The following is a 26,167-nucleotide window of genomic DNA, read 5'->3' on the forward strand; positions in this document are numbered from 1 at the left end:
ACAGTGATCCCTGTAGACGTGTGTAAACGGGGAGGCATTCGTGGCGGAGGACGACGGGACGGGGCGGCCGGTGTACGGCCCGCCGGTACCGAGGCCGAGTGCGCCGAGCGGGGGCAGCACGGGCAAGGACCTGGATGTCGACGCCGGGGAACTGGCCGCGTTCAAGGGGCGGGTCGACAAGCTCCTCCTGCGGCTCGAGGGATCACCGGCGGCACCGGGGAAGCTCGCTGACGGAGAGATTCCCGAAGGGGACATGGGCACAGGGTTCAGCGAGGCCAAGGCCCTGTTCGGTATCTATCAGCGCGTGCACGCAGAGCTCAAGAACCTGTCCAAGGGGCTCGCGGGCCAGATCGAAGGCCTGGGCATCGCGGTGGACGGGTCGTCCAAGGGCTATCAGAACATCGACGACGACATCAAAGAACGTATGCGGCGTATCAGTGCCGACGCTCAAGCAGCCGTCGATCGGCGCGAGCAGGAACGACGCGAGGCTGAGAAGCCCAAGGACGAAAAGCCGAAGGACGAGACCGGCCAGGGCGACACCTCGGGCGGCACGGGCTTCTGATGTCGGCAGACATGAAGGCACGGGGAAGGGTGGGGAAGAACAATGGCTGAACCGAGCGAGGGCGGCGGAGTGGTCATGCCTCCGCTGGGAATCCTGGGTCTCTTTTTCGGAACCACCGACTTCGAGTCCAAGACGCATGAAGAGATGCTCGCCATGGTCAAGGCGGCGAATCCGGAGACGCTCAAGACTCTGTCCGACCAGCTGACCGACGCGGGAAAGACGATCACCGAGATCGGCGAAGACCTCAGGGCGTACATCAAAGGCGTTCGTTGGGAGGGCGAAGCCGGCAAGGCGATGGAGCTCTGGGGCGATCAGGCATGGAAGGCGACGCTCCAGCTCGGCACGTACAGCACTGTCGGCGGTACGTGGATCGGCAACGCTGCTCAGACACTCCGCGAGGTGAAGGCCAACCTTCCGGATAAGGACGCGGCGGCCCAGGCCAACTACGACGCCGCCGTGAAGTACCGCAACGACCCTGACTCCGAGGACATCAGGCGCGAAGCGTGGTCCAAGATGACCGAGGACCACGCCCAGGCTGTGCAGCAGATGAACAAGCTGGCCCAGTCCTACTCGTTCTCCACGTTCGTGATCAGCGCAGCTGAGCCGCCGACGTTTCCGCCGCCGCCGGGGCAGTTCGTGCCTAGGGCAGACGAGCAGCGGAGTGAGTACATCGGCACGGGAACCGGCCGGACCTCTGGGACCGAGCGGGGCACCGGCGAGCCGTACCTTCCTGCCTCGTACAAAGAGGTGAACGAAGTACGTCCGGACTCTCCTTCCACGGTTCGCACCGAGACAGTCGTTCCCCGGCAGGACCGTCCCGTGGACATGGGAATCGACAGCGTCGATACGCTGCCTCCCCAGACGCAGATTCCCCAGACGCCCGTGGGAACACCTCCCGTCGGCCGGCCGGAAACCAATGTGCTTCCGCCTGTCGTAGGTATCCCGCCGATGCAGGGGGGCAAGACGACCGGGCCCGCCTCCGTACCTCCGGGCGGTTCCAAGGGTTTCCCGAACGCGAGAAACGTGGTGTCGCCGAGCGGTGGGGGCATCAATTCGAGAATGCCTCGAGACAGCGGCATCACCGGTGGTCGCCCCGTTCCGCCCTCCGGCGGTCGGCCGACAGGCGGGATTCCGCGCAGCAACGTCATCGGTGGCGACTCCACCGCTCGAGGGCTTACGGGACGCGGCATGTCGCATATGCCGGGGATGCCCGGCGGCCCTACGGGGACGGGACAGGGTGGTGCTTTCGGCGGCCGTCGTCTGGCTTCGGAGGGCGGTGGCATGGTCGGTGGTCGCCCGCCCCAGTCGGGTCAGGCAGGAGCTCGTCCGTTCACAGCAGGCGGGTCCGGCCTGGTTCGTGGCACGCCTGCCGGTGGCGCTGGTGCCGGTCAGGTGGGACGTACGGGCCCGGCGGGTGCGGGAGCCAACAGCAGCCGTCGGCGTCGGGATGACGAGCAAGGAGAGCGCCCCGACTACCTGTCAGAGGACGAAGAGACCTGGCAGCAGGGCAGTCGGCGGATTGTTCCTCCCGTAATCGACTGAAGCAGATATCGCGAAGGATGAGAATGCACACCAGTAGCCGTCACAAGGCCCGGCTCGGCCGCGTGATTTCAGCCACCTTGGGACTGCTGCTGGTGGGCGTCGCAGCAACGCCCTCGCATGCGGAGTCGATTCGCTCGATGCAATGGCACTTGGACGCCATGCAGGCCGAGGAGATGTGGAAGTCGAGTACCGGCAAGGGCGTCACTGTGGCTGTGATCGACACCGGTGTTGATCCCACTGTTCCGGACCTACGTGGTCAGGTACTCGACGGGCGTGACTTCTCACCCGAAGCCGGTACATCGGCCGACGACGTCGATGGGCATGGGACCGGCATTGCCGCCCTGATTGCCGGCACGGGCAAGGGGAAAGGGGCATACGGCCTGGCCCCGGATGCCAAGATTCTTCCTGTTCGCCTCTGGAAGGTGAGTGGCGAACAGATGGGCATGGAGGAGGAAAAGTCCCTGGCCGCAGCTATCCGTTACGCTGCCGATTCCTCCGCCAAGGTGATCAACATGTCCATCGGTGGGCCGATGCACTCAGAGACCGTCACCGAAGCCGTCCGATACGCCCTGACCAAGGACAAGCTTCTCTTCGCTTCTGTGGGTAACTACGGAAGCGCCGTCGGGTACCCGGCAGCGACGCCCGGGGTAGTGGGCGTCGGTGCTGTGGACAAGGAGACCAATAAGACCGATGAGTCGTCGGTCGGGCCAAAGGTCGACCTTGTTGCTCCTGGTATCGACATGGTGGGCGCCTGCACGGGGGGCACCGGCGTCTGCAAATCCCACGGAACGAGTGGGGCCACAGCTCTCGCCTCCGCCTCCGCCGCCCTCATCTGGTCCCAGCACCCCGAGTGGACGAACAACCAGGTCCTGCGCGTCATGCTCAACACCGCGGGCGGTCCTCGGAGCGGCAACAAGCGCAACGACTCGATCGGTTACGGCGTCGTCCGCCCCCGCATCGCGCTCAAGTCACCCGGAGACCCCGGCCCTGCCGACGAGTACCCGCTGCCCGACCTCGCCGAGGCCGCTGCTCCGTCCTCGGCACCGTCACCCGACGCGTCGGAGCCCGCTGCCGGCAGCGAGGACAGCAAGGAAAAGCCGGCCGTGGCCGCTCCCGCGTCCGAGGACGAGAGCAACTCGGGCCTGTGGATCGGGCTGGGGGTTGCCGCGGCGCTGCTCATCGGAGCAGCGATCGGCATTCCCGTGGTCCGAGCACGTCGAGGCTGAAGCGAGGACGCGCGCTACAGGACAGGCACCGCGGTCACGTTCCCGTCGCTCACGAGGAACACCCGACGGCCGGCTCCCGCCATCACCGTCGGCGTCCCTGTGTCGGACTTGTAGACCCAGGCACGCCTGGAGGGAGGGTCGTGGAAGACCGACACTCCCTCAGCTCCGTCAACCAGGAGGCTTCTGCCCTCGACGACGGGTGGAAGGCTGCTCAACACGTCCGCTTCCATCGAGTCGTCCCCCATCAAGTCCGTGTCCCCGTTGGACATGCGCACCGATTGGGGCCTGCCTCCGACGACGGCGAAGACATTCAGCTCCTTGACCCACGGCGCGCCCCATCCGTCCGCGGCGGAGGAGGTGTAGCCGGAGACGGTCCATCGCTCCGTGCCGTCCGCCACCATCAGGGCTGCGAGTTCTCTGCCCCCGAGATAGACGCTGGACCGGTCGATGGCCGGCATCGCCGGCCCGAATCCTTGGCCACGCCGCCAGACTTCACGACCGGTGTCCGTGCTCAGGGCGATCACGACTCCGTTCGAACCCGAGACGACAAGGCGCTCGGCACCGGCCGCGGCGAGCGGCCGGTCGGCAGACTGCATGCCCTCCGGCGCATTCACCGTCCACAACGGCTTACGCCCGGAGATCTCCACAGCACGGATCTCCTCGGCACCGGTGAGTACATAGACACAGGTTTCGTCCAGGGCGAGAAGCTGGACCGCCTCCGCGGACACCGCCCACCGCTGTTCTCCTGTGGAGGCGTCCAGGGAAGCCACCTCGCCGCTGTCCATCACTGCGATGAAGTGCGTCTCTGACAGTTGCAGCATGCCCGCTGTGCCGGATGCTTCAGAAAGACTCCACACCGCCTCGCCGTCCACGGCCTTGTGCGCAGCCAGGCCACCGTCATGAGCACTGAAGATCACCACCCCGTGCATGGCGACCGGCGGCGGGACCGTGCCTTCTGCGGCCACACTCAGTGGCCCCCACAGCGGCCGGGGGGTCTTTCCGTCGGCGTACTCCTGGTGTGCCACCGGCTCCGCGTCCGGTGGGATCGCAACCGGCCCGCCCATGTGGTTCAGCCACCAGGCCGTGGTCCCGCCTGCTGCGGCGAGCACCGCACCTCCGGCCGACAGCGACGCTACGAGGAACCTGCGGCGCGAAGGCTGTTCTCCCGCTCGCGGTCCGACAGCCGTCACGAAGCGCTTTACGTCGGCCTCGCGTTCCTTGATGTCGGATGCGAGGGCACCGGTGCGCCAGCTCTTGTCGTCTCCTCGCCGAGTGGTGAACGCCCTCGCAATGTGCTCGGGCCGAGGGCGATGTCCAGGAGCCTTCGACAGGCAGGGCTCGATGAGACTGCGGAACTGCCCCGGTACGAAGTCGAGTCGGGGCTGCCCGTGGACGACCTCGTACTGCACAGCCGCGACGTGCGCGCCCTCGAACACGCGGTGCCCGCCGGCGGCGTAGGCGAGAACGGCGCCGAGCGAGAACACGTCGGCCGAAGGATCCACGCGCTGCCCGAGCACCTGTTCCGGCGCACCGTAGCCCGGGGTCGCGGGGGCCTGCCCGGTGGTCGTGAGCGTGAGGCCGTGCTCGGGTCGAGCGATTCCGAAGTCGATGATGCGGGGACCGGTCCTGGTGAGGATGATGTTGGACGGCTTGATGTCCCGGTGGATCAGCCCGGCGCGGTGGATGTCGCAGAGGGTGCGGGCCAGCGAATGGGCCAGGTGGCGCAGAGCGGGCTCGTCGAAGGGACCGTGGCGTTCCACGGCACTGTCGAGCGTCGGTCCGGCCAGGAACTCGGTCGAGATCCACAGCCTCCCTGCCTCCGTCTGAGCGGCGAGCAACCGGGCCACGCCCGGGCTCGTCACCGCTTGTGCGGCCTCCGCCTCACGCACGAACCTCTGGGTGAGGTGCCGGTCGTTCGTCAGGCCGGGGTGCAGCACCTTCACCGCGGCAGTCCGACCCGCACCGTCCTGACCGAGGTACACCCTTCCCATTCCCCCGGCTCCCAGGACCCCCAGGAGCCGATAGGGGCCGAGTCGAATCGGATCACCGGGGCCGAGGGGCTGCATCGAAACTCTTTCTCTGTGGGGAATGGTGAACGAGGAGGCGCGCGTCAGTCACTTCACCGAGTAGCCCGCGATCACGTCCGTCTGCACAGCGACGAACATGCCGCTGTCCCCCCGGACGTAGCGGGCGTCCTGCGGCATCGTCACGGTGTCGCGCGTGCGGCGCGTACGAATGTCGATCACCTCGAGCCCGGACCTGCCGATGATGTAGAGGTCCTGCTCGCCTACGAACACGACGCCGTATCGGTCCGGTCCGGGAGACGACTCCCAGACGAGGTTCCCCTTGGCGGCGTCGATCGCTGTGACGATGCCGCCGAACCGCATGGTGTACAGCACGTCCCCGCCGAGAACCGGATGAGGAAGGTCCTGGGGGACGTCCTCGCCGTACTCCCACACCGTTTTCCCGTCTGTCAGACGCACGGCGATGACCTGATGGCGTTCTGTGCTCAGACCGAAAGTGTTGGCACCCAGGTACACATGCTCCTCATCCATCACGATGCCGCCCACAAGAGGGGAGTCGGGTTCGACCACCCAGCGCAAAGCGCCTGTCGCGGCGTCGTAGCACTCGAGGCGCGCCTCGCTCTCGGAGTTGCCGACCGTCATGAGGAAGCTCCCCGCCAGGGAGCGTGCCGCGTAGAAGGACTTCAGGACCGGATTCTCCAGAGGGCCCAGCTCGCTGCGCCAGAGTTCCTCGCCGGAGGTGACGTCGGCGGCGACCAGATACCAGGTGGCGTGGGCGTCCGTCTCCCCCTTGCCGGCGACGAGGAAAGCGGTACCGTCCGAGACGCAGAGCAGCTTCCCGTTCTTGAGGGCGCTGTTGAAGTCGTCAAGCACCAGTACGAGTTCGAGCGAGCCGTCCGCCAGGTCCACCGTACAAAGGGTCAGTTCGCTCGAGTCCGGCGTGACTGCGTAGATGCGCCGGCCGTCTGTCGTCACCGCACTGGCCGACCGCAGTTCCTTGCGGAGCCACCTGTCTTCTCCTGTCGCTACATCGACACCGATCAGCCCTTCGACGGTCGTGATCGACAAGCAGTCACCCGCCAGCAAAGGGGCAGTGTCGACTTCCTGCGAGTTCCTCGAGATGCCCCTGGTCCAGACGGCGCCCGGCAGTTGGGGAACTTCAGAGGCGGGCGACGGCGCAGCCGTGTCCCCGGTGGAGCTCGTACTGCGGCTGTCGAGCCAGGTCCAGATGCCGGCTCCGAGCGCGATTGCGCCTGCGGCGGTTCCACCACCGCGCTTGAGTAGCGTGCGACGGGAGACCGCGGCGCGTGAAGTGATTGCTTCCCTGATCGGCGAGGTAGGAGCCGGGGCCGGAAGCCGGTGGGGGTGGTGGGTCCACACGTCCGTGGCGCGTCGGGCGATGTCGGTGAGGAGAGGGTCGGGGAGGTGGTCGGCGAACTGGCCCCGGCCGTCGTGGAGCTGGGCGGCGAGCTCGTCGGTGGTGGGGCGCTCGGCGGGGTCCTTGCCGAGGCAGCGGCCGATGACGGGGGCGAGGGCCGGAGGGAGCCCGGTGAGGTCGGGTTCGGCGTAGCGGATGCGGTAGAGAAGGTCCGCCGCCTGGCCGGTACCGAAGGGCGGCCGGCCGGTCGCGGCGTAGGTGAGGAGGCCCGCGAGGGCGAAGGTGTCGCCGGCGGGGGTGTGTTCCTGGCCGGTCGCCTGCTCGGGGGACATGTAGGCGGGGGTGCCCGCGGCGGCGCCGGTGCGGGTGAGGTGGTCGTCTCCCGCCGCGCGGGCGATGCCGAAGTCGATGATCTTCGGCCCGTAGGCGGTGATCATGACGTTCGAGGGCTTGAGGTCGCGGTGGACCACGTCCGACGCGTGGAGCTGGGTGAGAGCTCCGGCGAGGGCGGCGCCGATCGCACGGACGGAGGTTTCGGGCAGAGGTCCGCAGAGGCCGACGGCGTCGTCGAGGGGCGGGCCGAGGACGTATTCGGTGGCGAGCCAAGGTGTTTCGGCGGTCGGGTCGGCGTCGATGACCTGGGCGCCGTGGTGGTTGCCGATGATGCGGGCCGCGTCGATCTCGAGGTGGAAGCGGCTGCGGGCGGCGGGGTCCGTGGCGATGGCGGCGTGCATGGTTTTCAGCGCGAGGACGCGTCCGCCGAGGGTACGGGCCAGATAGACGGTGCCCATGCCGCCGTGACCGAGTCGGGCGAGGAGGCGGTGGCCGGCGATGTCGGCCGGATCGTCGTGCGTCAAAGGGGAAAGCATCGCCGTCAGACTCCGGACGTCCGACAGGCGGCATCGTGCGAAGTCCGGCCGGTGCCCACCGGCACATGGTTCGGCCTGTGCAATGACGCACGTTCCATCTGTGAATCCCCCCGAGGCATGGCTGCGCAACTGGAGCCTACCGGCGGCTGCCGCGCGTCCCTCTCGAGGGCATGCCCGAGCCCGCCACAGGCCAAGCGGCACTTGGGTGTGGAGATGCGGGGAGAGGCATTTGGTCTGTCCGGATTCCGTCGTAGGGTGGTCCGGTCCGGCTGCCCATTGGCACTCCACCTATCGTTTGCACAGGTTCCGGGGGATTCATGTCGTTCGACACCGAGTGGTCTTCGGTCCGTTCCGAGTCGACTGCGAATGTCAGCATGCGTTTGAACCAACTGCCCGTAGAGCCCGGTGGTGGCAGCAGCACCGCCGATCTCAGCGCCAATCAGGACAAGTTGGGCGCTATTGGTAATGCCGCTTTTCTCCTGCACGGGCGATTGAACACGGCAGGCAAGAAAGCGAATGCGAGCACGTCGGAAGCGGCCACGATGATGACCGCCAACGGCTTCCGGACCGGTGCCGCCATGGCGACGGTGCACGAGACGTGGGGCTCTCAGCTGCAGACGCTGCTGGACGCGTGCGCGAACATCTCGAATCACCTCGATTACAGCGCCGCGTCGCACGCGCAGGACGAGAAGGACATCGCGGCGTCTCTGAGCACGTCGAAGATCAACGAGTACCTGAAGTAGGCGGGGGAGCCATGCTGACGTTCGACAACGTGTACCACGCTCCACTCGACAAGCTGAAGGCGTCGGTGGACGACTGGTCGAAGGTGACGACCGACCTCGAGACGCTCGCCACCGACGCGACGTCCACGATGGCGGCCAAGGCGAAGGACGACTACTGGCGCGGGGTGAACGCCGAGGTCACCAAGCCGTTCGTCGACAAGACGGCCAAGGAGTTCGACGACGCGGCGAAGGCGGCCAAGGGGATCAAGCAGATCCTCTCGGACGGGTACGAGGCGTTCAAGAAGGCCAAGGACGACCTCAAGAAGCTCATGGACACAGAGGCGCCGGCCCAGCATCTCGTCATCACGGCTCAGGGCAAGGTCGAGGCGTCGTATCCGCTGGAGAAGGACCAGGGCGCGCGTCACGACCCGGACTATCCGGAGGCGCTGCGGGCCCAGCGGGCGAAGATCGAGGCCATGCAGAAGCGTGTCGACGCGATCATCGAGACGTGCGACGACGCGGACATCGCCGTGTCCAACGCGCTCAAGGCGAACATCACCTCCGACAAGCACAACTTCAGCGCCCCGAAGTACAGCAGCATCGACGCAGAAGAGGCCCAGCGCGCGGTCGACCTGGCGAAGAAGGGCCGCGACCTTTCGCACCAGGAGCTCGAGCAGCTCAACGAGCTGCTGAAGGACAACCACGACTCGAAGGTGTTCTCGCGGACCTTCTACGACGGCTTGGGCCCGAAGGGCGCCCTGCAGTTCTTCGGGCAGCTCTCCACGGACACGTACGACTACGCGGAGCAGGACAAGGAACGTCTCAAGGACGTCCAGGAGCTCCAGAAGAACCTGGGCCTCAACCTCGCCACGGCGACGGACCCCTCCGGCAAGGACGACAAGTGGTCCCAGCGGTGGGGCGACGAGATGCGCAAGCTCGGCACCGAGCGCATCCCCCTGGCGAAGCACGACTACAACGGACCGTACGGGTACCAGCTGCTCGGCGGCATCATGAGGTACGGGAACTACGACCCGAAGTTCCTCAACCCGATCGCCGAACACGTGGTCCAGCTGCACGCCAAGGACCCGTACATGTTCGCCGACACGAAGAACACGCTCGGCTACGACAAGTCCCCCTTCAACCCGTCGGGCAAGAACGGGGCGGGCTACGACCCGGTCGTCAGCATGCTGGAGGCGCTCGGGCACAGCCCCGAGGCGTCAAAGGAGTTCTTCTCGTCCGACCCGAAGGCGTACAACGAGGACGGCACCTACAAGGGTGGCGTTCCGAAGAACGCCGACGGCAAGGAGATAACCAGCTACCTGGACTACTTCACCGACAAGGACTACAAGTCGTTCCCCGACATCGTCGGGCACCATCCGGACGACGCCAAGAAGTCGATGGACTACATGCCCGATGCCTTCGGGCACGCGCTCGAGTCGGCGACGCTCGGTCACGCCTATGACGATCCGAACCCCAAACTTGTCCGGGACGAGGCGTCCGCCGACATCATGGAGAAGGTCGTCGACAAGTACGGAGGGGACCCGGAGTTCCTCAAGAAGAACCACTCGGCGCTGGCCGACAGCCTGGGCAACATGGGCGCCGGATACATCGACGACCTCAACTGGGCGATCGACAAGAACGATCCGGACAGCATCTACGCCCCGGACAAGAACCCGGAGGCACACGCTTCGTTCGGGCGCTCGGGTGCTCGTGAGTTCCTGAGCGTCCTGGGCCAGCATCCTGACGCCTACGCCTCCATCAGTACGGCCGAGCGCATCTACACCACCAGTGTTCTCGAGACCCAGGTGGGCCCCGACGGAAAGATCGACGAGGGCGGCGCACGGCACGCTGTGAACACAGGCGGCCAGATCCAGGGCATTCTCGACCAGTCCCGGGGCGACCAGGTCGAGGCCGAGGGCCTGAAGAAGCACGAAGAATACGAAAAGGCGCACGAGAAGCGATCCGCCTGGATCGAATTCGGAGCGACAGCCGGCATCGCGGCCGGTGTGGCCTTCCTCCCGGCGACGGCAGCGGCTGCCGGCGCGGCGGCCATCCTGGTCCCGCTCGCGGTGGATACAGGAAGCGGTGCTCTGGAGCAGATGGCCGGCCAAGTCATCGGCGACTGGTCCGACAAGTCGGTCGAGGACCACAAGAAGGTGACCGAGGGCGACATCCGGGAGCAGAAGTCCGAGGTCTTCCGCGCCGGCGAGGTCAGCTCCGAGGCTCCGATGGAGCGCTTCATCGACCAGTACGGCGACAGGATGAGCAGTGAGTTCGAGCAGGACCTGCGGGAATCGGCGCAGGGTGGCTACAACACCGGCAACCTGAGGGAAGACCAGCAGGGGCAGGACCCGGAAACCGACTGACGAGGAATGGGCGCGAGATCGTGATGCGACGACGGGATGCGGCACTGGCCGCGACGGTGAGTCTCGCTCTGTGCTTCGGTGCGACCGCGTGCGGCGGCGATGAGGAGCCGGAGGCAAAACGCACCGCGGCCGAGGAGCAGTGCGGCGGTGTCCTGTCGCCTGCGGCGCTGACGGCGTTGGAGCAGGTGATGGGGAAGCAGTTCTCCGACGCCGGCGACGCGACGACGGACGAGACGGTCGAACAGCTGCGCGGTGATTACGGCAAGCGTCTCAACTGGAGCCGGGGCAAACAATTCTGCGAGATCTCCAAGACGGAGGGCGGCGTGAACTCCATGACCGTCAGCTTCTCGCTGTACGCCCCTGACGACCTGTCCGGCAGCAAGCACGCCGCGAACCTCCACGCGTACCCGATGGGGAAGGAAGCCTTGGCCGGGGCGGAGGACGCGTACCTGTACTTCGAGTGCGTCAGCCCCGAGCTGGAGGGCTCGAAGTCCCGCCCTGCGCGGATTGCGGGCCACCTTTCGCAGTCGGAGCCGCCGTCGGACACGGCGGAGGTGCACAAGGCGAACATGGCGGTGCTTCACTCGGCCGCGGTTGCTGTCGCGGGGGAGTTGAAGTGCGAGGGGCAGGCGGGGCTTCCTGCGGAACCGAAGCTGACGCCGACGGACTGAGGGCTCTGTGCGGGTTGCGCCCTCTGGCTACGGCCGGGGGGCGCCGGTGCAGTTCAGCTCGCGCTGCGCGAACGCCACGAATTGCTTCATGAGCGCAGGCAATGCTCGGCGCAGCTTTTCTTCATCCGGCAGGTCGGATGTGCTGATCGTCAGATCGATGTATTTGCCGGGACTCGAAGGAGTTTTGGACGCCTCGCAGATGATGTATGAGGCTGCGCCGTCGTACCAGACGATGCCTTTCTCCCCGACATCAATCGGTTCAGGGTGCGCCTTTTCGTAGCTACTCCAGTCGATTGACCGCTCGAAATCTTCGTAGAGGGCGTACGTCTGAAACTTTGTGTTGCCGTCGATGTAGATGGAGCAGGTCGGTGAATCTGCAGGTTTGGCCAGCACGAATGGATCGGTGTCGACAGTGGCTCGATCTCCGGTCGGCAGGAGGGAAGCTACGTCTTCACCGTCGAAAGCGTTCCAGCAGACCCGTGCCGGCAGTTTGGGAACAGATCTGGTCTCGCCGCCCGAGCAGCTGGTGAGTGCTGTCATCAGCAACATCGAGACCAGGGCTGACGCAGCGATATTCTTGTGTCGATGCATCGCTACTTCCCCTTGGGGTTTGAACTGGCTACCAAATCGCGGCCGATGGAATGAGCCGTGCCCATCTGCGTAGAGGCTGACCCCTGGTATTCATCGATCTGTTCTTGAGTGAGGCCGGAATCCTTGGTTGCCGCCTCGACTGCGTTCGAGGCGGCAACCTTAGCTGCCTTCTCCGACTCGCTGTAACCGGCTGAGGAGTCCCGCCGAGCAGCATCCGCCGTGTCCTTCTCCGCGCTCTTCACCGCCGACTCCGTGACGTCCTCCTTGATCCACATGATCACGTCACCACCCACCGGAATCATCTCGACATACTTGCCGCCCACCGCGTCGATCACGCGATTCGTCCACTTCGCGTTCTCCGCCACGCCCGCGTTGTACTCCGATGCCTCGTGCGTCTTCGCGTCATGGACCGCCTGCGCCCGCGCCTCGGTCATCATGCCCGCGATCTCGCCTCCCGGGTGGACGGCGTTCCTCACGGCCTCGCCCGTGTCGCCGTGTTGCTCCGGGTTCTGGAAGACGTCGGACACGAGCGCCGTGGTGTATGCCTGCTGGGCGTTGGTGATCGCGCCGTAGGCCTGGGGGTCCTGGCCGACCGCCCCCAGGAACGCGGCCATCTCGTCCTTGCGGAACTCGGCCGGGGCTCCCAGGTACTTGACCTGGTCCGCCCCGTTCTCCGCGGTGGCCTGCAGGTCGGGCATGTACTCCGCGGCCATGTTGCCGAACTGGGGCGCCAGCCCGCTCAGCGGGCCCGGCGGGTCGCCGGGCTTCGCTGCCACGAGGGACGGGTCCGCGCCGATCTTCGCGACGACCTGCTCCATCACGCTGCTCATCGCCTTGGTGTGCGGTACGGGCGGCGCGTCCTCGTCGCCCGGTACGCACCCGGTGACCGCCGCCTCCAGCGCGTTGCCGAGCGCCGTCTGTCCGGGGTGGGTCTCGCCGCCGGCGACCGTGTCGTACCAGTCCGCCGTCGGCTTCTTGTCCAGCATGTAGTCGACGACACCCTGGGCGCCCTTGCCCTCGACCGCTCCGTCCGAGAGCGTGACGATGCCGTCCTTGTCGGTGTCCTCGCGGATCGGTTCGTCGAAGAAGGCGGTGGAGGCCGCGGGGTTCTTGCTCATCGCCTCCATGAGACCGGTGAGCGGGTTGAACCCCCTGCCGCCCCCTCCGTCCAGGTTGATGGACACGGGTGAGTGGCTCAGTGGCATGTTCTCGTGCCAGATGTCCGGGTTCTGCCGGTCCATCGCCACCATGTCGCGGCCCACGGCGGTGAGGAAGTCCTTGTCGTACGTGCCCTCGCGCAGCAGCGCCCCCAGCGCCTGGTAGCCGTACACCTTGGTGCCGGGAGCCGTGAGACCCGACACGTCGATCTCCTTGCGGCCTGCCTTCAGGAGCTGCGTGGTCCAGGCGGCGTCGAGATGGTTCGGCGTCGACGGCTGCGTGGCGAGCCCGAGCAACGCGCCCATGTCGTTCTGGATGTCGCGCACCATGTTCACCCGGTCCAGGCCGGCGGGGCCGAGGGAGGTCGAGTCGAGCGACATCTTCGCGTAGGCCTCGAGCGTGCCCTCCGCGCCCAGCTTCCGGTAGAAGGCGGCGGAGAAGTCAGGATCTGCGCGGTTGTCGTCGAGGAGGTCTCCGAGTTCCCTCAGCGCCGCCACGTTACGTGCCGTGCCGCCCGGACCTGCGACCTTCCTCATGAGCGCCGCGGCCCGGTCGGCCTGTTCCGCGTCGAGGCTCTTGTACTTGGGGGCAGTGAAGTTGTGGTCGTCCGTGACGTTCGCCGCGAGAGCCCGTTTCAGCGAGTCGTCGGCGTCCGAGCAGTCCTCGACGAGGCGGTCGATCCTCTTCTGCCACAGGCGGACGGCTTCGGCCTGCTGGCGCACGGCTTGCGCGTAGAGGGTCCGGTCGGGGTCGTGGCGCGCCGCTGCGTCGTCCTCGACGGGATGCCGCGGTTTCACCTTGCCGCCCGCGTCCACGTGCATTCCGGCGGCCGGTCCTTCCTCGTCCCTGATCCTGACCAGCGCGTCCTTGGCCGCCTTGAACGAGGTGTGCGCATCCTTGAGCAGCAGTGCGATGCCCTTGGCCTCGGCCGCCGCGTCGTGGAACTCCTTGGTGCTCTTTGTGATGAACGGCCTGGTGACGCTCGCGTTGACACCCTCCCAGTCGGCCTTGTCCGACTTGGCCTTCATGCCCCGCCGGGCATCGTCGGCCAGCTTGTCCAGCCTGGTCACCATCTCGGACCAGCGGTCGGCGGCTTCCTTCAGCTTGCCCACGGGCGCGTTCACGACGTCATCGAATTGCAGCACTGCGCGTCCCCCGGCGGGCTACTTGAAGTATTTGTCGAGCGTGGCGACCGCGGTCAGCCTGCCGACGATGTCGGCGTCGTTGTCGGCGTGGTCGGTCCGTGTGTGGTCCAGGTGGTTGGAGATCTGGCCGCATGCGTCCAGCAGCGCCCGTAACTGGGTGTTCCACCGGTCGTGGACCTTCAGCAGTTCCGGTCCGCTGACGAAGTTGCCGTTGGCCAGCGCGTTCGCCGCCTCGAACGTCGACGGCCGGGCATGATCCCCGTCCCGCGACAGCCTGCCGTGGAGGACGTACGCGTCATGGCCGACCGCTCCTAGGTCGTCCTGGTTGACGCTCAGGTCGGCGCCGACGGCGGGGCTTCCGCCACCGCCGTCGGAATGGCCGAGCCGCATCGCCACCGTCCGGGATGCTCCGGCACGGGCGGCAGCCCACTCGTCGTCGAACGTCACGGATCCTCCGACCCCCGTTGGCCTTCCGCTCCCCGATCCGCTTGATCAGGACATGCGGCGCAGCAGGACCTTATAGGAGATGTTTGCGCACCTCCGCGCAAAAGCGACGACGTTGACAACTCTGGCGGATGTTGTGCGGCGCGGGCCGAATACCGCCGATCCGCCGATCCGCCGATCCGCCGATCCGTCCATCCGGCCCCGTGGTCCTTCGGTACGGCCCGTGATCCTGCGGCACGGCGCACGGGACCCACGCGCATGGTGACGCCCCGGCGTCTGTGGCCCGGTGGGTCGTCGACCCCGGGGGTCGAAGCTCAGACGGTGAACGCCCGGGGCGTACGGACTTCCGCGGCCAGCACCTGCGACGACTGCCGGGCGATGGCGGCCACCACCCTTCCCGGGAGCCAGCCGGGGCCCAGCAGGGAGCCGGCCGAGTCCAGGGCCGTCGCTGTGGGGGCGGGCGACGACGGGGACAGGGCGTGCAGGAGTTCGGCGGCCGTCGGGCGGGCCGCCGCGTCGCGGGACAGGCAGCGGGAGATCAACGGGCGGAGGGACTCGGGGAGTTCGGCGCTGTCCGGGACCGTGTGGCCGGTGGCCGCGTACGCCAGGACCGCGCCCAGACCGTGGACGTCGCCCGGCGGACGGGGCCGCCCGCCCGCCGCCGCCTCGGGGGCGAGGCTGCCCGGCTCCAGCCCGGCGATGCCCGTGCGAACCTCCCCGTCAGGGGCCGCCGCGCGGGCCGCGCCGAAGCAGGTCAGGCGCGGCCCGTTCCAGGCCAGGAGCACCGCGGCGGGGGAGAGCCCGGCATGTGTGATGCCGACGGCGTGCGCGCCCGCCAGGGTCTCGGCCAGGGCGACGCCCAGGGCCCTAACGGTGTGCTCGGGCAAAGGGCCGCCGTGCACGGCCAGCGCCACCGGCAGCGGGAGCACCGGGAGATAGGGGGTGGCGTACCACGGGCTCTCGGGCGTGGGGGAGAGCTCGGTGACCGGCAGGACCCAGGGGCCGACGAGCCGGCGGGCCGCGTCCGCCTCGACGAGGAAGCGCGCGGGGTCGGCGGCCTCGAGAGGGGCGCTGATCAGGACCGTGCGCTCGGCGTCGGCGCTGCGTGCCACGAACCGGCGCTCAGGTACGGGCGGAAGGCCGGGGCCGGTCGGGTCGAGGCGGGTGATGAGCTGGTACGGGCCGATGCCGCGCGGCCCGCCCTGTCGTGATTGCTGCGTCCGCGCTCGTTCCATCTGCGAATCCCCCTAGGCGTGACAACGCCACAGGAGCCTACCGGCCCTCCGCTCCGCGCCCACGGGGACGGCCTGGGGAGCCCGGCCGGGAGTGGTCCGTGTCGCTGCCGAGCGCGCGCTGCGAAGGAAGCGTCGGCGTCGGGGCGGTCCTCGCTACGGCGCGACGACGGCCGCCCCCGTCACAAAGGGCGGCCGGCGTCGCGCAGCGGATCCGCAGAGGCCGTGACCGGATTCGAACCGGTGTAACTCGAGTTGCAGTCGAGCCCCTGAGCCACTCGGGCACACGGCCGTGTGTTCCAACTCCTCGACCGTACGGGGCCGGTGAGGCGGGCCTCAAGGAGTGGGTCCGCGCCGCAACACGACTGCCATACGCCGTTCATGGTCGTACGACGAAAGGACCGGCCGGGCACCGCCGAACGACAGGGCCCAAGGGCACTCTTGCCCCTTACTCTTGAGCCCATGACCGTCCCCCTCGAGCCGAGTGACGCCGATGTCGCTCCACGCCCCACCGCAGCAGCCGAAGCCTTTGCCGACGACAACCGTGACCACGGGCGTGACGGCGACAACCGTGACCACGGGCGTGACGGCGACGACCGTGTCCACGGGCGTCACGACGACGAGCGTGGCGACGGACGCGGCGGACGGCACGACGAGCCGCAGGCCGCCGAGGAGGTCGCCGCGAAGGTCGCGGAGCAGGTCACCGCGCTGGGCACCGAGCAGGACGGCACGCACCACGGCTCGCCCGGCGGCAGGCCGGACCGCACGGACCACGGCAAGCAGAGCGGTGTTCTCGGTCGTGAGCACCGGGCGCTCAGCATCGGCATCGTCGCCGTCGTCTTCCTGATCGCCTTCGAGGCCACCGCCGTCGGGACGGCCATGCCGGTCGCCGCCCGAGAACTGCACGGCATCCCGCTGTACGCCTTCGCCTTCTCCGCGTACTTCACCACCAGCCTCTTCGGCATGGTCGTCAGCGGACAGTGGGCGGACCGCAGGGGCCCGCTCGGCGCGCTGGCGGGCGGCATGAGCGCCTTCGCCGCGGGGCTGGTGCTGTCGGGCACCGCGGGCGCGATGTGGGTCTTCGTGCTCGGACGCGCCGTGCAGGGCCTGGGCGGCGGACTGGTCATCGTCGCGCTGTACGTCGTGGTGAGCCGCGCCTATCCACGGCGGCTCCAGCCCGCGATCATGGCGGCGTTCGCGGCGAGCTGGGTGATCCCGTCCGTCGTCGGGCCGCTCGCCGCCGGCACGGTCACCGAGCAGCTGGGCTGGCGCTGGGTTTTCATCGGCATCCCCGCCCTGGTCGTCGTGCCGCTCGCGCTCGCACTGCCCGCGATCCGGCGCACGGCCGCCGGACCCGCGGACGTCCTTGCGCCCGTGCCGCCCTTCGACCGGCGGCGGATCCGGATGGCCCTCGGCATCTCGATCGGCGCCGGATTCCTCCAGTACGCGGGCCAGGACCTGCGCTGGCTCTCCCTGCTGCCCGCGGCTCTCGGCGCTGCGCTGCTCGTGCCGTCGGCGCTGGGCCTGCTGCCCGCCGGGACGTACCGGGCGGCGCGCGGCCTGCCGTCCGTGGTCCTGCTGCGGGGCGTCGCGGCCGGGTCGTTCATCGCGGCCGAGTCCTTCGTCCCGCTGATGCTGGTCACACAGCGGGGGCTGTCCCCGACGATGGCCGGCCTGTCGCTCGCGGTCGGCGGCGCGACGTGGGCGCTGGGTTCGTACGTACAGTCCAGGCCGCGGACCGAACCGTACCGGGAACGCCTGGTGGTGTTCGGCATGCTGCTGGTCGCGGCGGCCGTGGCGACCGCGCCGAGCGTGCTGATCGAAGCGGTCCCCGTCTGGATCGTCGGGGTCGCCTGGGGCTTCGGCTGCTTCGGCATGGGACTGGTGATCGGCTCGACCAGCGTGCTGCTGCTGAAGCTGTCCGCCCCCGAGGAGGCCGGCGCCAACTCGGCCGCGCTGCAGATCTCGGACGCCCTGTCGAACGTGCTGCTCCTCGCGGCGGGTGGCGCTGCGTTCGTCGCCCTCGGCGGCGGCGCCGCGGGCGCGGCCCACACCGTGTCCGACGGCGCCTCCGGCGCGCACCCGGCGGCCTTCGCGGCGGTCTTCCTGCCGATGGCGGCAGTGGCGCTGGCGGGTGCGTGGGTGGCGACCAGGCTGCGCGTACCGGATCCGGTGTGATGCCGGAAAGCGGTCTTGAGTCGTGATCCCGGGCAGTGCCTGTGCCGTGACCGGCAAGCGCTCCGGGGTCGCGCCCGGAAAAGCGATCCCCGGTCGCGCCGGAAAAGCGATCCCGGGTCGCGCCCGGAAGAGCGCTCCCCAGCCGTGACCGCCGAGCGATTCCCGGCCGTTTCCCGGACGCCCCGGCCACGGCCGGCAGGCGAGGACGAGCCGCACGCCGGTGTGAGGCACCTCCCACTCCCGGCCGCACGCCCCGTCCTGCCCTGACGGCGACCGGGCCACCGGTAGGGTGGCCCGGTTGTCGTACGTAACGACACCGATGCCGACGCCCGCGCCCCGCACCGAGAGCACGAACCGGAGACCGTGACTACTACCGCCTCCCACCACCTCTCACCCGCCTTCCCCGGCCGTGCCCCCTGGGGTACGGCGAACAAGCTGCGTGCCTGGCAGCAGGGCGCCATGGAGAAGTACCTCCAGGAGCAGCCGCGTGACTTCCTCGCCGTCGCCACGCCCGGCGCCGGCAAGACGACGTTCGCGCTCACCCTCGCGTCGTGGCTTCTGCACCACCATGTCGTGCAGCAGGTGACCGTCGTCGCGCCGACCGAGCACCTGAAGAAGCAGTGGGCGGCCGCGGCGGCGCGGATAGGGATCAAGCTGGACCCGGACTACAGCGCGGGGCCGCTGAGCAAGGAGTACCACGGGGTCGCCGTCACCTACGCCGGTGTCGGTGTGCGCCCCATGCTGCACCGCAACCGCTGCGAGCAGCGCAAGACGCTCGTCATCCTCGACGAGATCCACCACGCCGGTGACTCCAAGTCATGGGGCGAGGCGTGTCTCGAGGCGTTCGAGCCGGCGACCCGCCGCCTCGCCCTCACCGGCACGCCCTTCCGCTCGGACACCAATCCGATCCCGTTCGTCACGTACGAGGAGGGCAGCGACGGCATCCGCCGGTCCTCCGCCGACTACACCTACGGTTACGGGAACGCCCTCGGCGACGGCGTCGTCCGGCCGGTCATCTTCCTCTCCTACAGCGGCAACATGCGCTGGCGCACCAAGGCCGGTGACGAGGTCGCCGCGCGGCTCGGCGAGCCGATGACCAAGGACGCGATCTCGCAGGCCTGGCGCACCGCGCTCGACCCGCGAGGCGACTGGATGCCGAACGTCCTGCGCGCCGCCGACCAGCGGCTGACCGAGGTCCGGAAGGGCATCCCGGACGCGGGCGGACTCGTCATCGCCTCCGACCAGGACTCGGCCCGCGCGTACGCCAAGCTGATCCGGGAGATCACCGGCACCAAGGCCACCGTCGTGCTCTCCGACGAGGCGGCGGCGTCCAAGCGGATCGAGGAGTTCAGCGAGGACGGCTCGCGCTGGATGGTCGCCGTCCGCATGGTGTCGGAAGGCGTCGACGTACCGCGCCTCGCGGTCGGTGTCTACGCGACGACGATCTCGACGCCGCTGTTCTTCGCGCAGGCCGTGGGCCGTTTCGTACGGTCCCGCCGACGCGGCGAGACGGCCTCCGTCTTTCTCCCCACCATCCCGAACCTGCTCGGCTTCGCCTCCGAGATGGAGGTCGAGCGCGACCACGCCCTCGACAAGCCGAAGAAGGACGGCGAAGAGGACCCGTACGCCGAGTCCGAGAAGGAGATGGCGGAGGCGGAGAAGCAGCAGGACGAGGACACCGGCGAACAGGACATGCTGCCCTTCGAGGCACTGGAGTCCGACGCCGTCTTCGACCGTGTGCTGTACGACGGGGCCGAGTTCGGCATGCAGGCGCATCCCGGCAGCGAGGAGGAGCAGGACTACCTGGGCATCCCCGGGCTCCTCGAGCCGGACCAGGTGCAACTGCTGCTCCAGAAGCGGCAGGCGCGCCAGATCGCGCACAGCCGCAAGAAGCCCGACGAGGAGGCCGACCTCCTCGAGCTGCCGGCCGAGCGCCGCCCGGTGGTCTCCCACAAGGAGTTGCTGGAACTGCGCAAGCAGCTGAACACGATGGTCGGCGCGTACGTACACCAGAGCGGCAAGCCGCACGGGGTGATCCACACCGAGCTGCGCAGGGTGTGCGGCGGGCCGCCGAGCGCGGAGGCGACGGCCGGTCAGATCCGCGAGCGGATCAAGAAGGTCCAGGAGTGGGCCACGCGGATGCGCTGACCCGGCGCCGCCCACCCCGCGACGCGTCGCACGAAGGCGTCCGACGGCGGCCGACCCCGCGACGCGTCGCACGAAGGCGTCCGACGGCGCCGCGCACCCCGCACGCCGTCGAACGAACGTCGCCCCGCGGCACCGCGTCGCGCCGAAGGAACGGTCGTGGCGACGCCCGTCCACATGACACGTACGGGGATCAATAACCCGTCGTCGAAGGAAGATCGCCCGGATTCTGGACGAGGGCTTCCGCTGAGCGGTGCCGGTCGCTACTGTCCCCGCAATGCAAACGCCCCGTGGCAGCGCCGCCGCGGAGCGCAGTCGGTGTGCCATGGCCTGCCGGCGGCCTCTGGGTGCGTCGCCGATGGGACCGGTGCCGCGACATCCCCTGTGAGGATCGCCGTCACTCACTCCGAAGGAGAGGGCGTCGTGACCGCGGAGACCTCCCAGACGCTCGACAGGGGACTACGTGTCCTCAAGCTGCTCGCCGATACCGACCACGGGCTGACCGTCACCGAGTTGTCCACCAAACTCGGCGTCAACCGCACTGTCGTCTACCGGCTGCTCGCCACCCTCGAGCAGCACGCCCTCGTCCGACGCGACCTCGGCGGCCGGGCCAGGGTCGGCCTCGGCGTGCTGCGCCTCGGCCGCCAGGTCCATCCGCTGGTGCGGGAGGCCGCGATGCCGGCCCTCCGCTCGCTCGCGGAGGACATAGGGGCGACGGCCCATCTCACCCTGGTCGACGGGGCGGAGGCCCTCGCGGTCGCCGTCGTCGAGCCGACCTGGACCGACTATCACGTGGCCTACCGGGCGGGCTTCCGCCACCCGTTGGACCGGGGCGCGGCCGGCAAGGCCATCCTCGCCGCCCGCCAGACCAAGAGCACAGAGCCCGCGTACACGCTCACCCACGGGGAACTGGAGGCGGGCGCGAGCGGCGCTGCCGCCGCCCTGGTGGGGGTGACGGGCATAGAGGGCAGCGTCGGTGTGGTGATGCTGGCCGACTCCGTGCCGGAGCGGGTGGGTCCCCGCGTGGTGGACGCGGCCCGCGAGGTCGCGGACGCGCTCCGGTAGCGCCGGCGGCCCACGGACGGCGGGCCGCGGCACCGGACCCGCCGCCCGCCGACAGCGACGGGTCCGCTCCGGATAGATTGACGCCGTGCTCTCCAGTCTCACGCGCCCCCGCGCCCTCGCCCTCTGCGCCCTGCCCGTCGTCGCGCTGTTCGCCGTCGCCGGGCTGGCGCCCCTGCCGTTCGTCGTCGCCCAGCCCGGGATGACCGCGGACGTGCTCGGGAAGGACCAGGGGACGCCGGTGATCACGATCTCCGGTGCGCCGACGCGCAGGACGGAGGGGTCGCTGCGGATGACGACGATCGTGGCGACCGGTCCGGCCGCCGATGTCGACCTCGGTGACGTGGCCGACGGCTGGTTCCGCACCGATCGCGCCGTGCTGCCGCGCGACGCCGTCTACCCGGCGGGCAAGTCGGACAAGGAGATCGAGCGGCGCAACGTCGCGGACATGGAGGAGTCGCAGGACGTCGCGACCCGCGCGGCCCTCGCGTACCTCGGTGAGGACGCCGCCGAGGTGAAGGTGACACTGCACCTCGCCGACGTGGGCGGTCCGAGCGCCGGGCTGCTGTTCTCCCTCGGCATCATCGACAAGCTCGCGGGCGACGGCGCGGGCGGCGACCTGACCGGCGGCCGCAGTATCGCGGGGACGGGGACGATCAGCGCCGACGGCAAGGTCGGCGCGGTCGGCGGGGTGTCGCTGAAGACCCAGGCGGCGCGGCGTGACGGGGCGACGGTCTTCCTGGTGCCGAAGGACGAGTGCTCCGACGCGCAGGCCGAACTCCCCGAAGGGATGCGCCTGATCCCCGTCACGACGCTCAAGGGCGCGGTGGAGTCGCTGCGTTCGCTGGAGAAGGGCGGGAAGGTCCCGAGCTGCTGAGGTCGAAGCCGTCGGCCTTCTTCGGCGTGGCTCCGTCGAGGACGCCGTCGTCCACCGGAGCCGCGTCCATCTCGCGCCAGCGCGGGAACACCGCAGGGGCCAGGGTCGTCAGGAAGTACAGCCCGCCCAAGGTGAACAGCGCCGCCGCCAGGCCCGCTTGTTCGATGAGGTAACCGGCTGCCAGACCGCCGAGCGGCGTGGTCATCAGCACCCCGGCGGTGGCGGCGCTCGCGACCCGGCTGCGCAGCCGTTCGGGGACGCGCTCGTACGTCACCGTGGTCAGGATCGGGTTGAGCATCCCGGCCGCCAGCCCGCCCGCGGCCATCGTCACGGCGAGCGGCACCGTGCCGTCCACCAGTGCCGCCACCACGAACCGCGGCAGCCCGCAGATCAGGAACGCGCAGGTGAAGAGAGTGCGCCGGCGGAAGCGGTGCCCGACCGCCGCGTACAGCAGGGCGCCGAGCAGCGCGCAGCCGCCGAAGGTGGCGGCCAGCAGGCCCAGATCCCGGGCGCCGTCCAGGTTCTCCTTGGCGTGCACCGGCAGCAGGACCGAACTCCAGCCCTGGTCCAGGCCGTTGGTGACCATCACCATCAGGACGACGCCCAGCAGCAGCCGGGCGCGCAGGAGGAACGCGTAGCCCTCGCGCAGCTCCGCCCGGTACGCCGTGAAGGACACCCGGCGCGCGTCCCGCCGTGGTTCGGCCGCGGCGACCCGCCGCAGCCCCAGTCGGATCAGCAGCGCCGAGCCGCAGAAGGTCGCCGCGTCGATGAGCAGGACGGTTTCCGCGCCGACCAGGGCGATGAGTACGCCGGCGAGCGCCGCGCCGGACATCCGCGCGCCGCGCGACACGGCGTCGAAGAGGCTCGCGGCCCGCGTCAGGCTGGTCCCCGCCGTCCGGGCCAGGTCGGGTACGAGCACGTAGCGGGCGGTCTCGCCGGGTGCGTGGAAGAGGCCTGTGACGGCCATCAGCGCGCACAGCATCCAGAACTCGAGCGCTCCCGCGTAGTGCAGCAGGGGGATCGCGGCGAGGGTGAGGGCGCAGACGAGGTCGGTGACGATGCTGACGCGGCGCCGGCCGACGCGGTCGATGACCGGGCCGCCGGCGATCGCGGACACCACGACCGGCAGGGTCGCGCAGAAGGCGACCAGGCCGGCCTTGCCGGGGCTCCCCGTGGTCTCGAGCGCGAACCACGGGACGCCGATGAGGGTGAGTGAATTGCCGGTGATGGAAACGGCGTTGGCCGCCAGGACGGCGGCGAGCGGTCCCCGGCGCGCCGCCTTCGGTCCCCCCTGGCCGCTCATGCGAGACGGGCGACGCGGTCGGCGCTCGGGCAGGGCTGCCGCAGCAGCCGCAGTCCCAGCGCCACTAAGGCCGACCCCAGTCGGAGGCGCAGTCGTTCGCGCGGCACCTGACGGGTGGCGGCCGCGCGCAGTTCGTCCGCGTCCTGCCCGTGGAGCATCAGATGAATGTCGGAGTGCATGACGCCGTGTCCTCTCAGTCGGTGGAGCGCGGGAACGCGTGCGTGTGCAGGCGGACCTGGGCGGCGCCCTCGGTGCCGGCCGGCGGCTGGACGTCGCGGTAGCCCTCGATGAGCGCGTGGATCTTCTCGTTGAGCTCGAGGGTCTGCTCCGCGGTCAGGTACAGCGTGAAGTCGCTGAGGTCGGAGCCGCGTCGCCACTCCTCCGACCAGTCCCGCATGCTGCCCAGCCAGGTGGCGACCTCCTGGGTGTGCATGGTCGCGTGCTCGTGGAGGAACAGGTCGGCAGCGCCGCGCACCGCCGGATCCGGGTCGGTGTAGAGGGCGCTGTCGAAGAGCGTGCCGTCGCCGGACGCCTTCCACCATCGCTCCCGGCCCTTGCCGCGCTCCGGGTCGTCCTCGACGAAGCCGTGGGCCGCGAGCTGGCGCAGGTGGTAGCTGGTGGCGCCGCTGGACTCGCCGAGTTTCTCGGCGAGCTGGGAGGCGGTCGCGGGGCCGTCCTGGCGCAGCGTCTGGAGCATCCGCATCCGCAGTGGGTGGGCAAGGCCGCGCAGCGATCGCGGATCCAGTGCCCGGAGCCTGCGCGGCTGGGAGGCGGCCGGGCTCTGTTCCTCGTTCTCGGTCATGCATGCAAAGGTAGCGTTGCAAAGAACTCGTTGCAACGCTTTTTTGCAACCACTTCTTTGCAAGTGGTCTCAGGTGCCCCGCGAGTCCTTTGCCGCCTGCTCCACCAGCGGGATGATCCGCAGCGGTACCGGGTTCTCCATCACGATCGCCGTCGACGCGCGCACGATCCCCTCGAAGCCGACGACCCGGTCGATCACCCGCTGGAGATCCGCGTTGGAGCGTGCGACCAGGCGGCAGAGCATGTCGCCGTGGCCGGTGGTGGTGTGCAGCTCGAGCACCTCGGGAACGGTCGTGAGGTGCGCCCGCACGTCCGCCCCCTGCCCCTGCTTGATCTCCAGCGTCGCGAACGCCGTCACCGGATAGCCGAGGGCCGCCGGGTCGACGTCGGGCCCGAAGCCGCGGACGACGCCCTGCGACTGCAGCCGGTCCATCCGCGCCTGCACCGTCCCGCGCGCCACGCCGAGCCGTCGTGACGCCTCCAGCACCCCGATCCTCGGTTCACGTGCCAGCAGCACGATGAGCCGCCCGTCCAGATGATCGATCGCCACGGCGCTCTCCTGATGGTCATCCTGTACACAACGTCCGGTGATTCCGGACCCTGACTGGGCAGATTGCCCAGTCGACATACAAACTATTGCGCACCTTGTGGATCGGCGGGAGCCTTCTTCCATGACTGAGACCATCGATCACACCCCCGACACCGCGCGGCAGGCCGACCCCTTCCCGGTGAAGGGAATGGACGCGGTCGTCTTCGCCGTCGGCAACGCCAAGCAGGCCGCGCACTACTACTCCACGGCCTTCGGCATGAAGCTCGTCGCCTACTCCGGACCGGAGAACGGCAGCCGCGAGACCGCGAGTTACGTCCTCACCAACGGCGCCGCCCGCTTCGTCCTCACCTCCGTGATCAAGGCGTCCACCGACTGGGGCCGCTTCCTCGCCGAGCACGTCGCCGCCCACGGCGACGGTGTCGTCGACCTGGCCATCGAGGTGCCGGACGCCCGCAAGGCGTACGCGTACGCGGTCGAGCACGGCGCCACCGGCATCACCGAGCCGTACGAGGTCAAGGACGAGCACGGCACCGTCGTGCTGGCCGCCATCGCCACCTACGGCAAGACCCGCCACACCCTCGTCGAGCGCGGCGGCTACGACGGCCCCTACCTGCCCGGCTTCGTCGCCGCCGACCCGATCGTCGAGCCGCCGGCCAAGCGCACCTTCCAGGCCATCGACCACTGCGTGGGCAACGTCGAGCTCGGCCGGATGAACGAGTGGGTCGGCTTCTACAACAAGGTCATGGGCTTCACCAACATGAAGGAGTTCGTGGGCGACGACATCGCCACCGAGTACTCCGCGCTCATGTCGAAGGTCGTCGCCGACGGCACCCTCAAGGTGAAGTTCCCGATCAACGAGCCGGCGATCGCGAAGAAGAAGTCGCAGATCGACGAGTACCTCGAGTTCTACGGCGGCGCCGGTGTCCAGCACATCGCGCTCGCCACGAACGACATCGTCGCCACCGTCCGCTCGATGCGCGCCGCGGGTGTCCAGTTCCTCGACACCCCCGACTCGTACTACGACACCCTCGGCGAGTGGGCCGGCGAGACCCGGGTGCCCGTGGAGACGCTGCGCGAGCTGAAGATCCTCGTCGACCGCGACGAGGACGGCTACCTGCTGCAGATCTTCACCAAGCCGGTCCAGGACCGCCCCACCGTCTTCTTCGAGATGATCGAGCGGCACGGTTCGATGGGCTTCGGCAAGGGCAACTTCAAGGCGCTCTTCGAGGCGATCGAGCGCGAGCAGGAGAAGCGCGGAAACCTGTAGGGCTGCCCCTGCCCACGACTGCGGCCCCACGGTCCTGACCCGTGGGGCCGCATC

General features: G+C 69.0%; 21 protein-coding genes and 1 tRNA gene. 11 read left to right on the forward strand and 11 right to left on the reverse strand.

The genetic code is table 11. The features are described 5' to 3' along the window. The first annotated feature begins 40 nt into the window (after positions 1–40). From SPRI_RS22800 to mycP, 3 genes are read left to right on the forward strand one after another with little or no spacing between them, the layout of a single operon-like run. Positions 41–562 (forward strand): hypothetical protein, encoded by a 522-nt coding sequence (locus SPRI_RS22800; RefSeq protein ID WP_005316957.1) that lies wholly within the window; start codon positions 41–43, stop codon positions 560–562. A 42-nt stretch (positions 563–604) separates the two neighbouring features. After that, entirely contained in the window at positions 605–2,104 is a 1,500-nt protein-coding gene (locus tag SPRI_RS22805) for a WXG100 family type VII secretion target (protein WP_005316959.1), read from the forward strand. A gap of 23 nt (positions 2,105–2,127) precedes the next feature. Continuing rightward, positions 2,128–3,330 carry a type VII secretion-associated serine protease mycosin gene (gene mycP, locus SPRI_RS22810; protein ID WP_037774535.1) on the forward strand — a complete coding sequence of 401 codons (1,203 nt, stop codon included), beginning with the start codon at positions 2,128–2,130 and terminating at the stop codon, positions 3,328–3,330. Between the two features lie 14 nt (positions 3,331–3,344). Here mycP and SPRI_RS22815 read toward each other — a convergent pair whose 3' ends face one another. Together SPRI_RS22815 and SPRI_RS22820 are read right to left on the reverse strand one after the other, a co-directional pair. Continuing rightward, positions 3,345–5,396, reverse strand: a complete 2,052-nt coding sequence (locus SPRI_RS22815) for a serine/threonine-protein kinase (RefSeq protein WP_053557250.1) — start codon at positions 5,394–5,396, stop codon at positions 3,345–3,347. A 48-nt stretch (positions 5,397–5,444) separates the two neighbouring features. Next, entirely contained in the window at positions 5,445–7,589 is a 2,145-nt protein-coding gene (locus SPRI_RS22820; protein WP_005316963.1) for a protein kinase domain-containing protein, read from the reverse strand. 329 nt (positions 7,590–7,918) lie between these two features. On the opposite strand from SPRI_RS22820, the gene SPRI_RS22825 reads away from it, so the two are divergent. Genes SPRI_RS22825 through SPRI_RS22835 form a run of 3 tightly spaced genes read left to right on the forward strand, consistent with a single transcriptional unit; the run spans position 7,919 to position 11,360 of the window. Next, the gene (locus SPRI_RS22825; protein WP_005316964.1) at positions 7,919–8,344 is read left to right on the forward strand and encodes a hypothetical protein; all 426 of its coding nucleotides are present in this window, start codon (positions 7,919–7,921) and stop codon (positions 8,342–8,344) included. Positions 8,345–8,355: 11 nt separating this feature from the next. Next, positions 8,356–10,689 (forward strand): DUF6571 family protein, encoded by a 2,334-nt coding sequence (locus tag SPRI_RS22830; RefSeq protein WP_005316966.1) that lies wholly within the window; start codon positions 8,356–8,358, stop codon positions 10,687–10,689. A 23-nt stretch (positions 10,690–10,712) separates the two neighbouring features. Beyond that, positions 10,713–11,360, forward strand: a complete 648-nt coding sequence (locus tag SPRI_RS22835) for a hypothetical protein (protein WP_050791553.1) — start codon at positions 10,713–10,715, stop codon at positions 11,358–11,360. 27 nt (positions 11,361–11,387) lie between these two features. Here the strand turns inward: SPRI_RS22835 and SPRI_RS38545 are convergent, their stop codons facing one another. From SPRI_RS38545 to SPRI_RS22860, 5 genes are all read right to left on the reverse strand, one after another. After that, the gene (locus SPRI_RS38545; RefSeq protein ID WP_005316970.1) at positions 11,388–11,951 is read right to left on the reverse strand and encodes a hypothetical protein; all 564 of its coding nucleotides are present in this window, start codon (positions 11,949–11,951) and stop codon (positions 11,388–11,390) included. A gap of 2 nt (positions 11,952–11,953) precedes the next feature. Then, positions 11,954–14,233 (reverse strand): hypothetical protein, encoded by a 2,280-nt coding sequence (locus SPRI_RS22845; RefSeq protein WP_234020416.1) that lies wholly within the window; start codon positions 14,231–14,233, stop codon positions 11,954–11,956. Positions 14,234–14,272: 39 nt separating this feature from the next. Next, on the reverse strand, positions 14,273–14,701 hold the full coding sequence (locus SPRI_RS22850) for a hypothetical protein (RefSeq protein ID WP_005316973.1): 429 nt from the start codon (positions 14,699–14,701) through the stop codon (positions 14,273–14,275). 311 nt (positions 14,702–15,012) lie between these two features. Then, positions 15,013–15,933 (reverse strand): protein kinase family protein, encoded by a 921-nt coding sequence (locus SPRI_RS22855; RefSeq protein ID WP_005316975.1) that lies wholly within the window; start codon positions 15,931–15,933, stop codon positions 15,013–15,015. A gap of 217 nt (positions 15,934–16,150) precedes the next feature. After that, a tRNA-Cys gene (locus tag SPRI_RS22860) sits at positions 16,151–16,222 on the reverse strand. A gap of 170 nt (positions 16,223–16,392) precedes the next feature. Here SPRI_RS22860 and SPRI_RS22865 point away from each other — a divergent pair. The 4 genes from SPRI_RS22865 to SPRI_RS22880 all read left to right on the forward strand — a co-directional run bounded on the left by SPRI_RS22865 (position 16,393) and on the right by SPRI_RS22880 (position 22,192). After that, on the forward strand, positions 16,393–18,108 hold the full coding sequence (locus SPRI_RS22865; protein WP_005316977.1) for an MFS transporter: 1,716 nt from the start codon (positions 16,393–16,395) through the stop codon (positions 18,106–18,108). A gap of 363 nt (positions 18,109–18,471) precedes the next feature. Further along, positions 18,472–20,256, forward strand: coding sequence for a DEAD/DEAH box helicase (locus tag SPRI_RS22870; RefSeq protein WP_005316979.1), 1,785 nt, complete (start codon positions 18,472–18,474; stop codon positions 20,254–20,256). A 420-nt stretch (positions 20,257–20,676) separates the two neighbouring features. Then, positions 20,677–21,318, forward strand: coding sequence for an IclR family transcriptional regulator (locus tag SPRI_RS22875; protein WP_005316981.1), 642 nt, complete (start codon positions 20,677–20,679; stop codon positions 21,316–21,318). An 85-nt stretch (positions 21,319–21,403) separates the two neighbouring features. Next, complete coding sequence (locus SPRI_RS22880) at positions 21,404–22,192, forward strand: YlbL family protein (RefSeq protein ID WP_005316982.1); 789 nt, start codon at positions 21,404–21,406, stop codon at positions 22,190–22,192. Here the strand turns inward: SPRI_RS22880 and SPRI_RS22885 are convergent. The 4 genes from SPRI_RS22885 to SPRI_RS22900 all read right to left on the reverse strand — a co-directional run bounded on the left by SPRI_RS22885 (position 22,131) and on the right by SPRI_RS22900 (position 24,846). Then, the gene (locus SPRI_RS22885) at positions 22,131–23,495 is read right to left on the reverse strand and encodes an MFS transporter (protein WP_005316984.1); all 1,365 of its coding nucleotides are present in this window, start codon (positions 23,493–23,495) and stop codon (positions 22,131–22,133) included. The two genes, SPRI_RS22880 and SPRI_RS22885, sit on opposite strands and share 62 nt — an antisense overlap. Next, entirely contained in the window at positions 23,492–23,674 is a 183-nt protein-coding gene (locus tag SPRI_RS22890; protein WP_005316985.1) for a hypothetical protein, read from the reverse strand. Before SPRI_RS22890 ends, SPRI_RS22885 begins: the two co-directional genes overlap by 4 nt. 14 nt (positions 23,675–23,688) lie before the next feature. Then, positions 23,689–24,297: an ArsR/SmtB family transcription factor gene (locus tag SPRI_RS22895; protein ID WP_005316986.1), complete on the reverse strand. Its 609-nt coding sequence runs from the start codon at positions 24,295–24,297 to the stop codon at positions 23,689–23,691. A gap of 69 nt (positions 24,298–24,366) precedes the next feature. Continuing rightward, on the reverse strand, positions 24,367–24,846 hold the full coding sequence (locus tag SPRI_RS22900) for an Lrp/AsnC family transcriptional regulator (protein ID WP_005316987.1): 480 nt from the start codon (positions 24,844–24,846) through the stop codon (positions 24,367–24,369). A gap of 121 nt (positions 24,847–24,967) precedes the next feature. Here SPRI_RS22900 and hppD point away from each other — a divergent pair, with 121 nt between their 5' ends. After that, positions 24,968–26,113 (forward strand): 4-hydroxyphenylpyruvate dioxygenase, encoded by a 1,146-nt coding sequence (hppD, locus tag SPRI_RS22905; RefSeq protein WP_005316988.1) that lies wholly within the window; start codon positions 24,968–24,970, stop codon positions 26,111–26,113. Positions 26,114–26,167: the final 54 nt, after the last annotated feature.

Origin of the sequence: Streptomyces pristinaespiralis (genome assembly GCF_001278075.1) — a bacterium.
Taxonomy (GTDB): domain Bacteria; phylum Actinomycetota; class Actinomycetes; order Streptomycetales; family Streptomycetaceae; genus Streptomyces; species Streptomyces pristinaespiralis.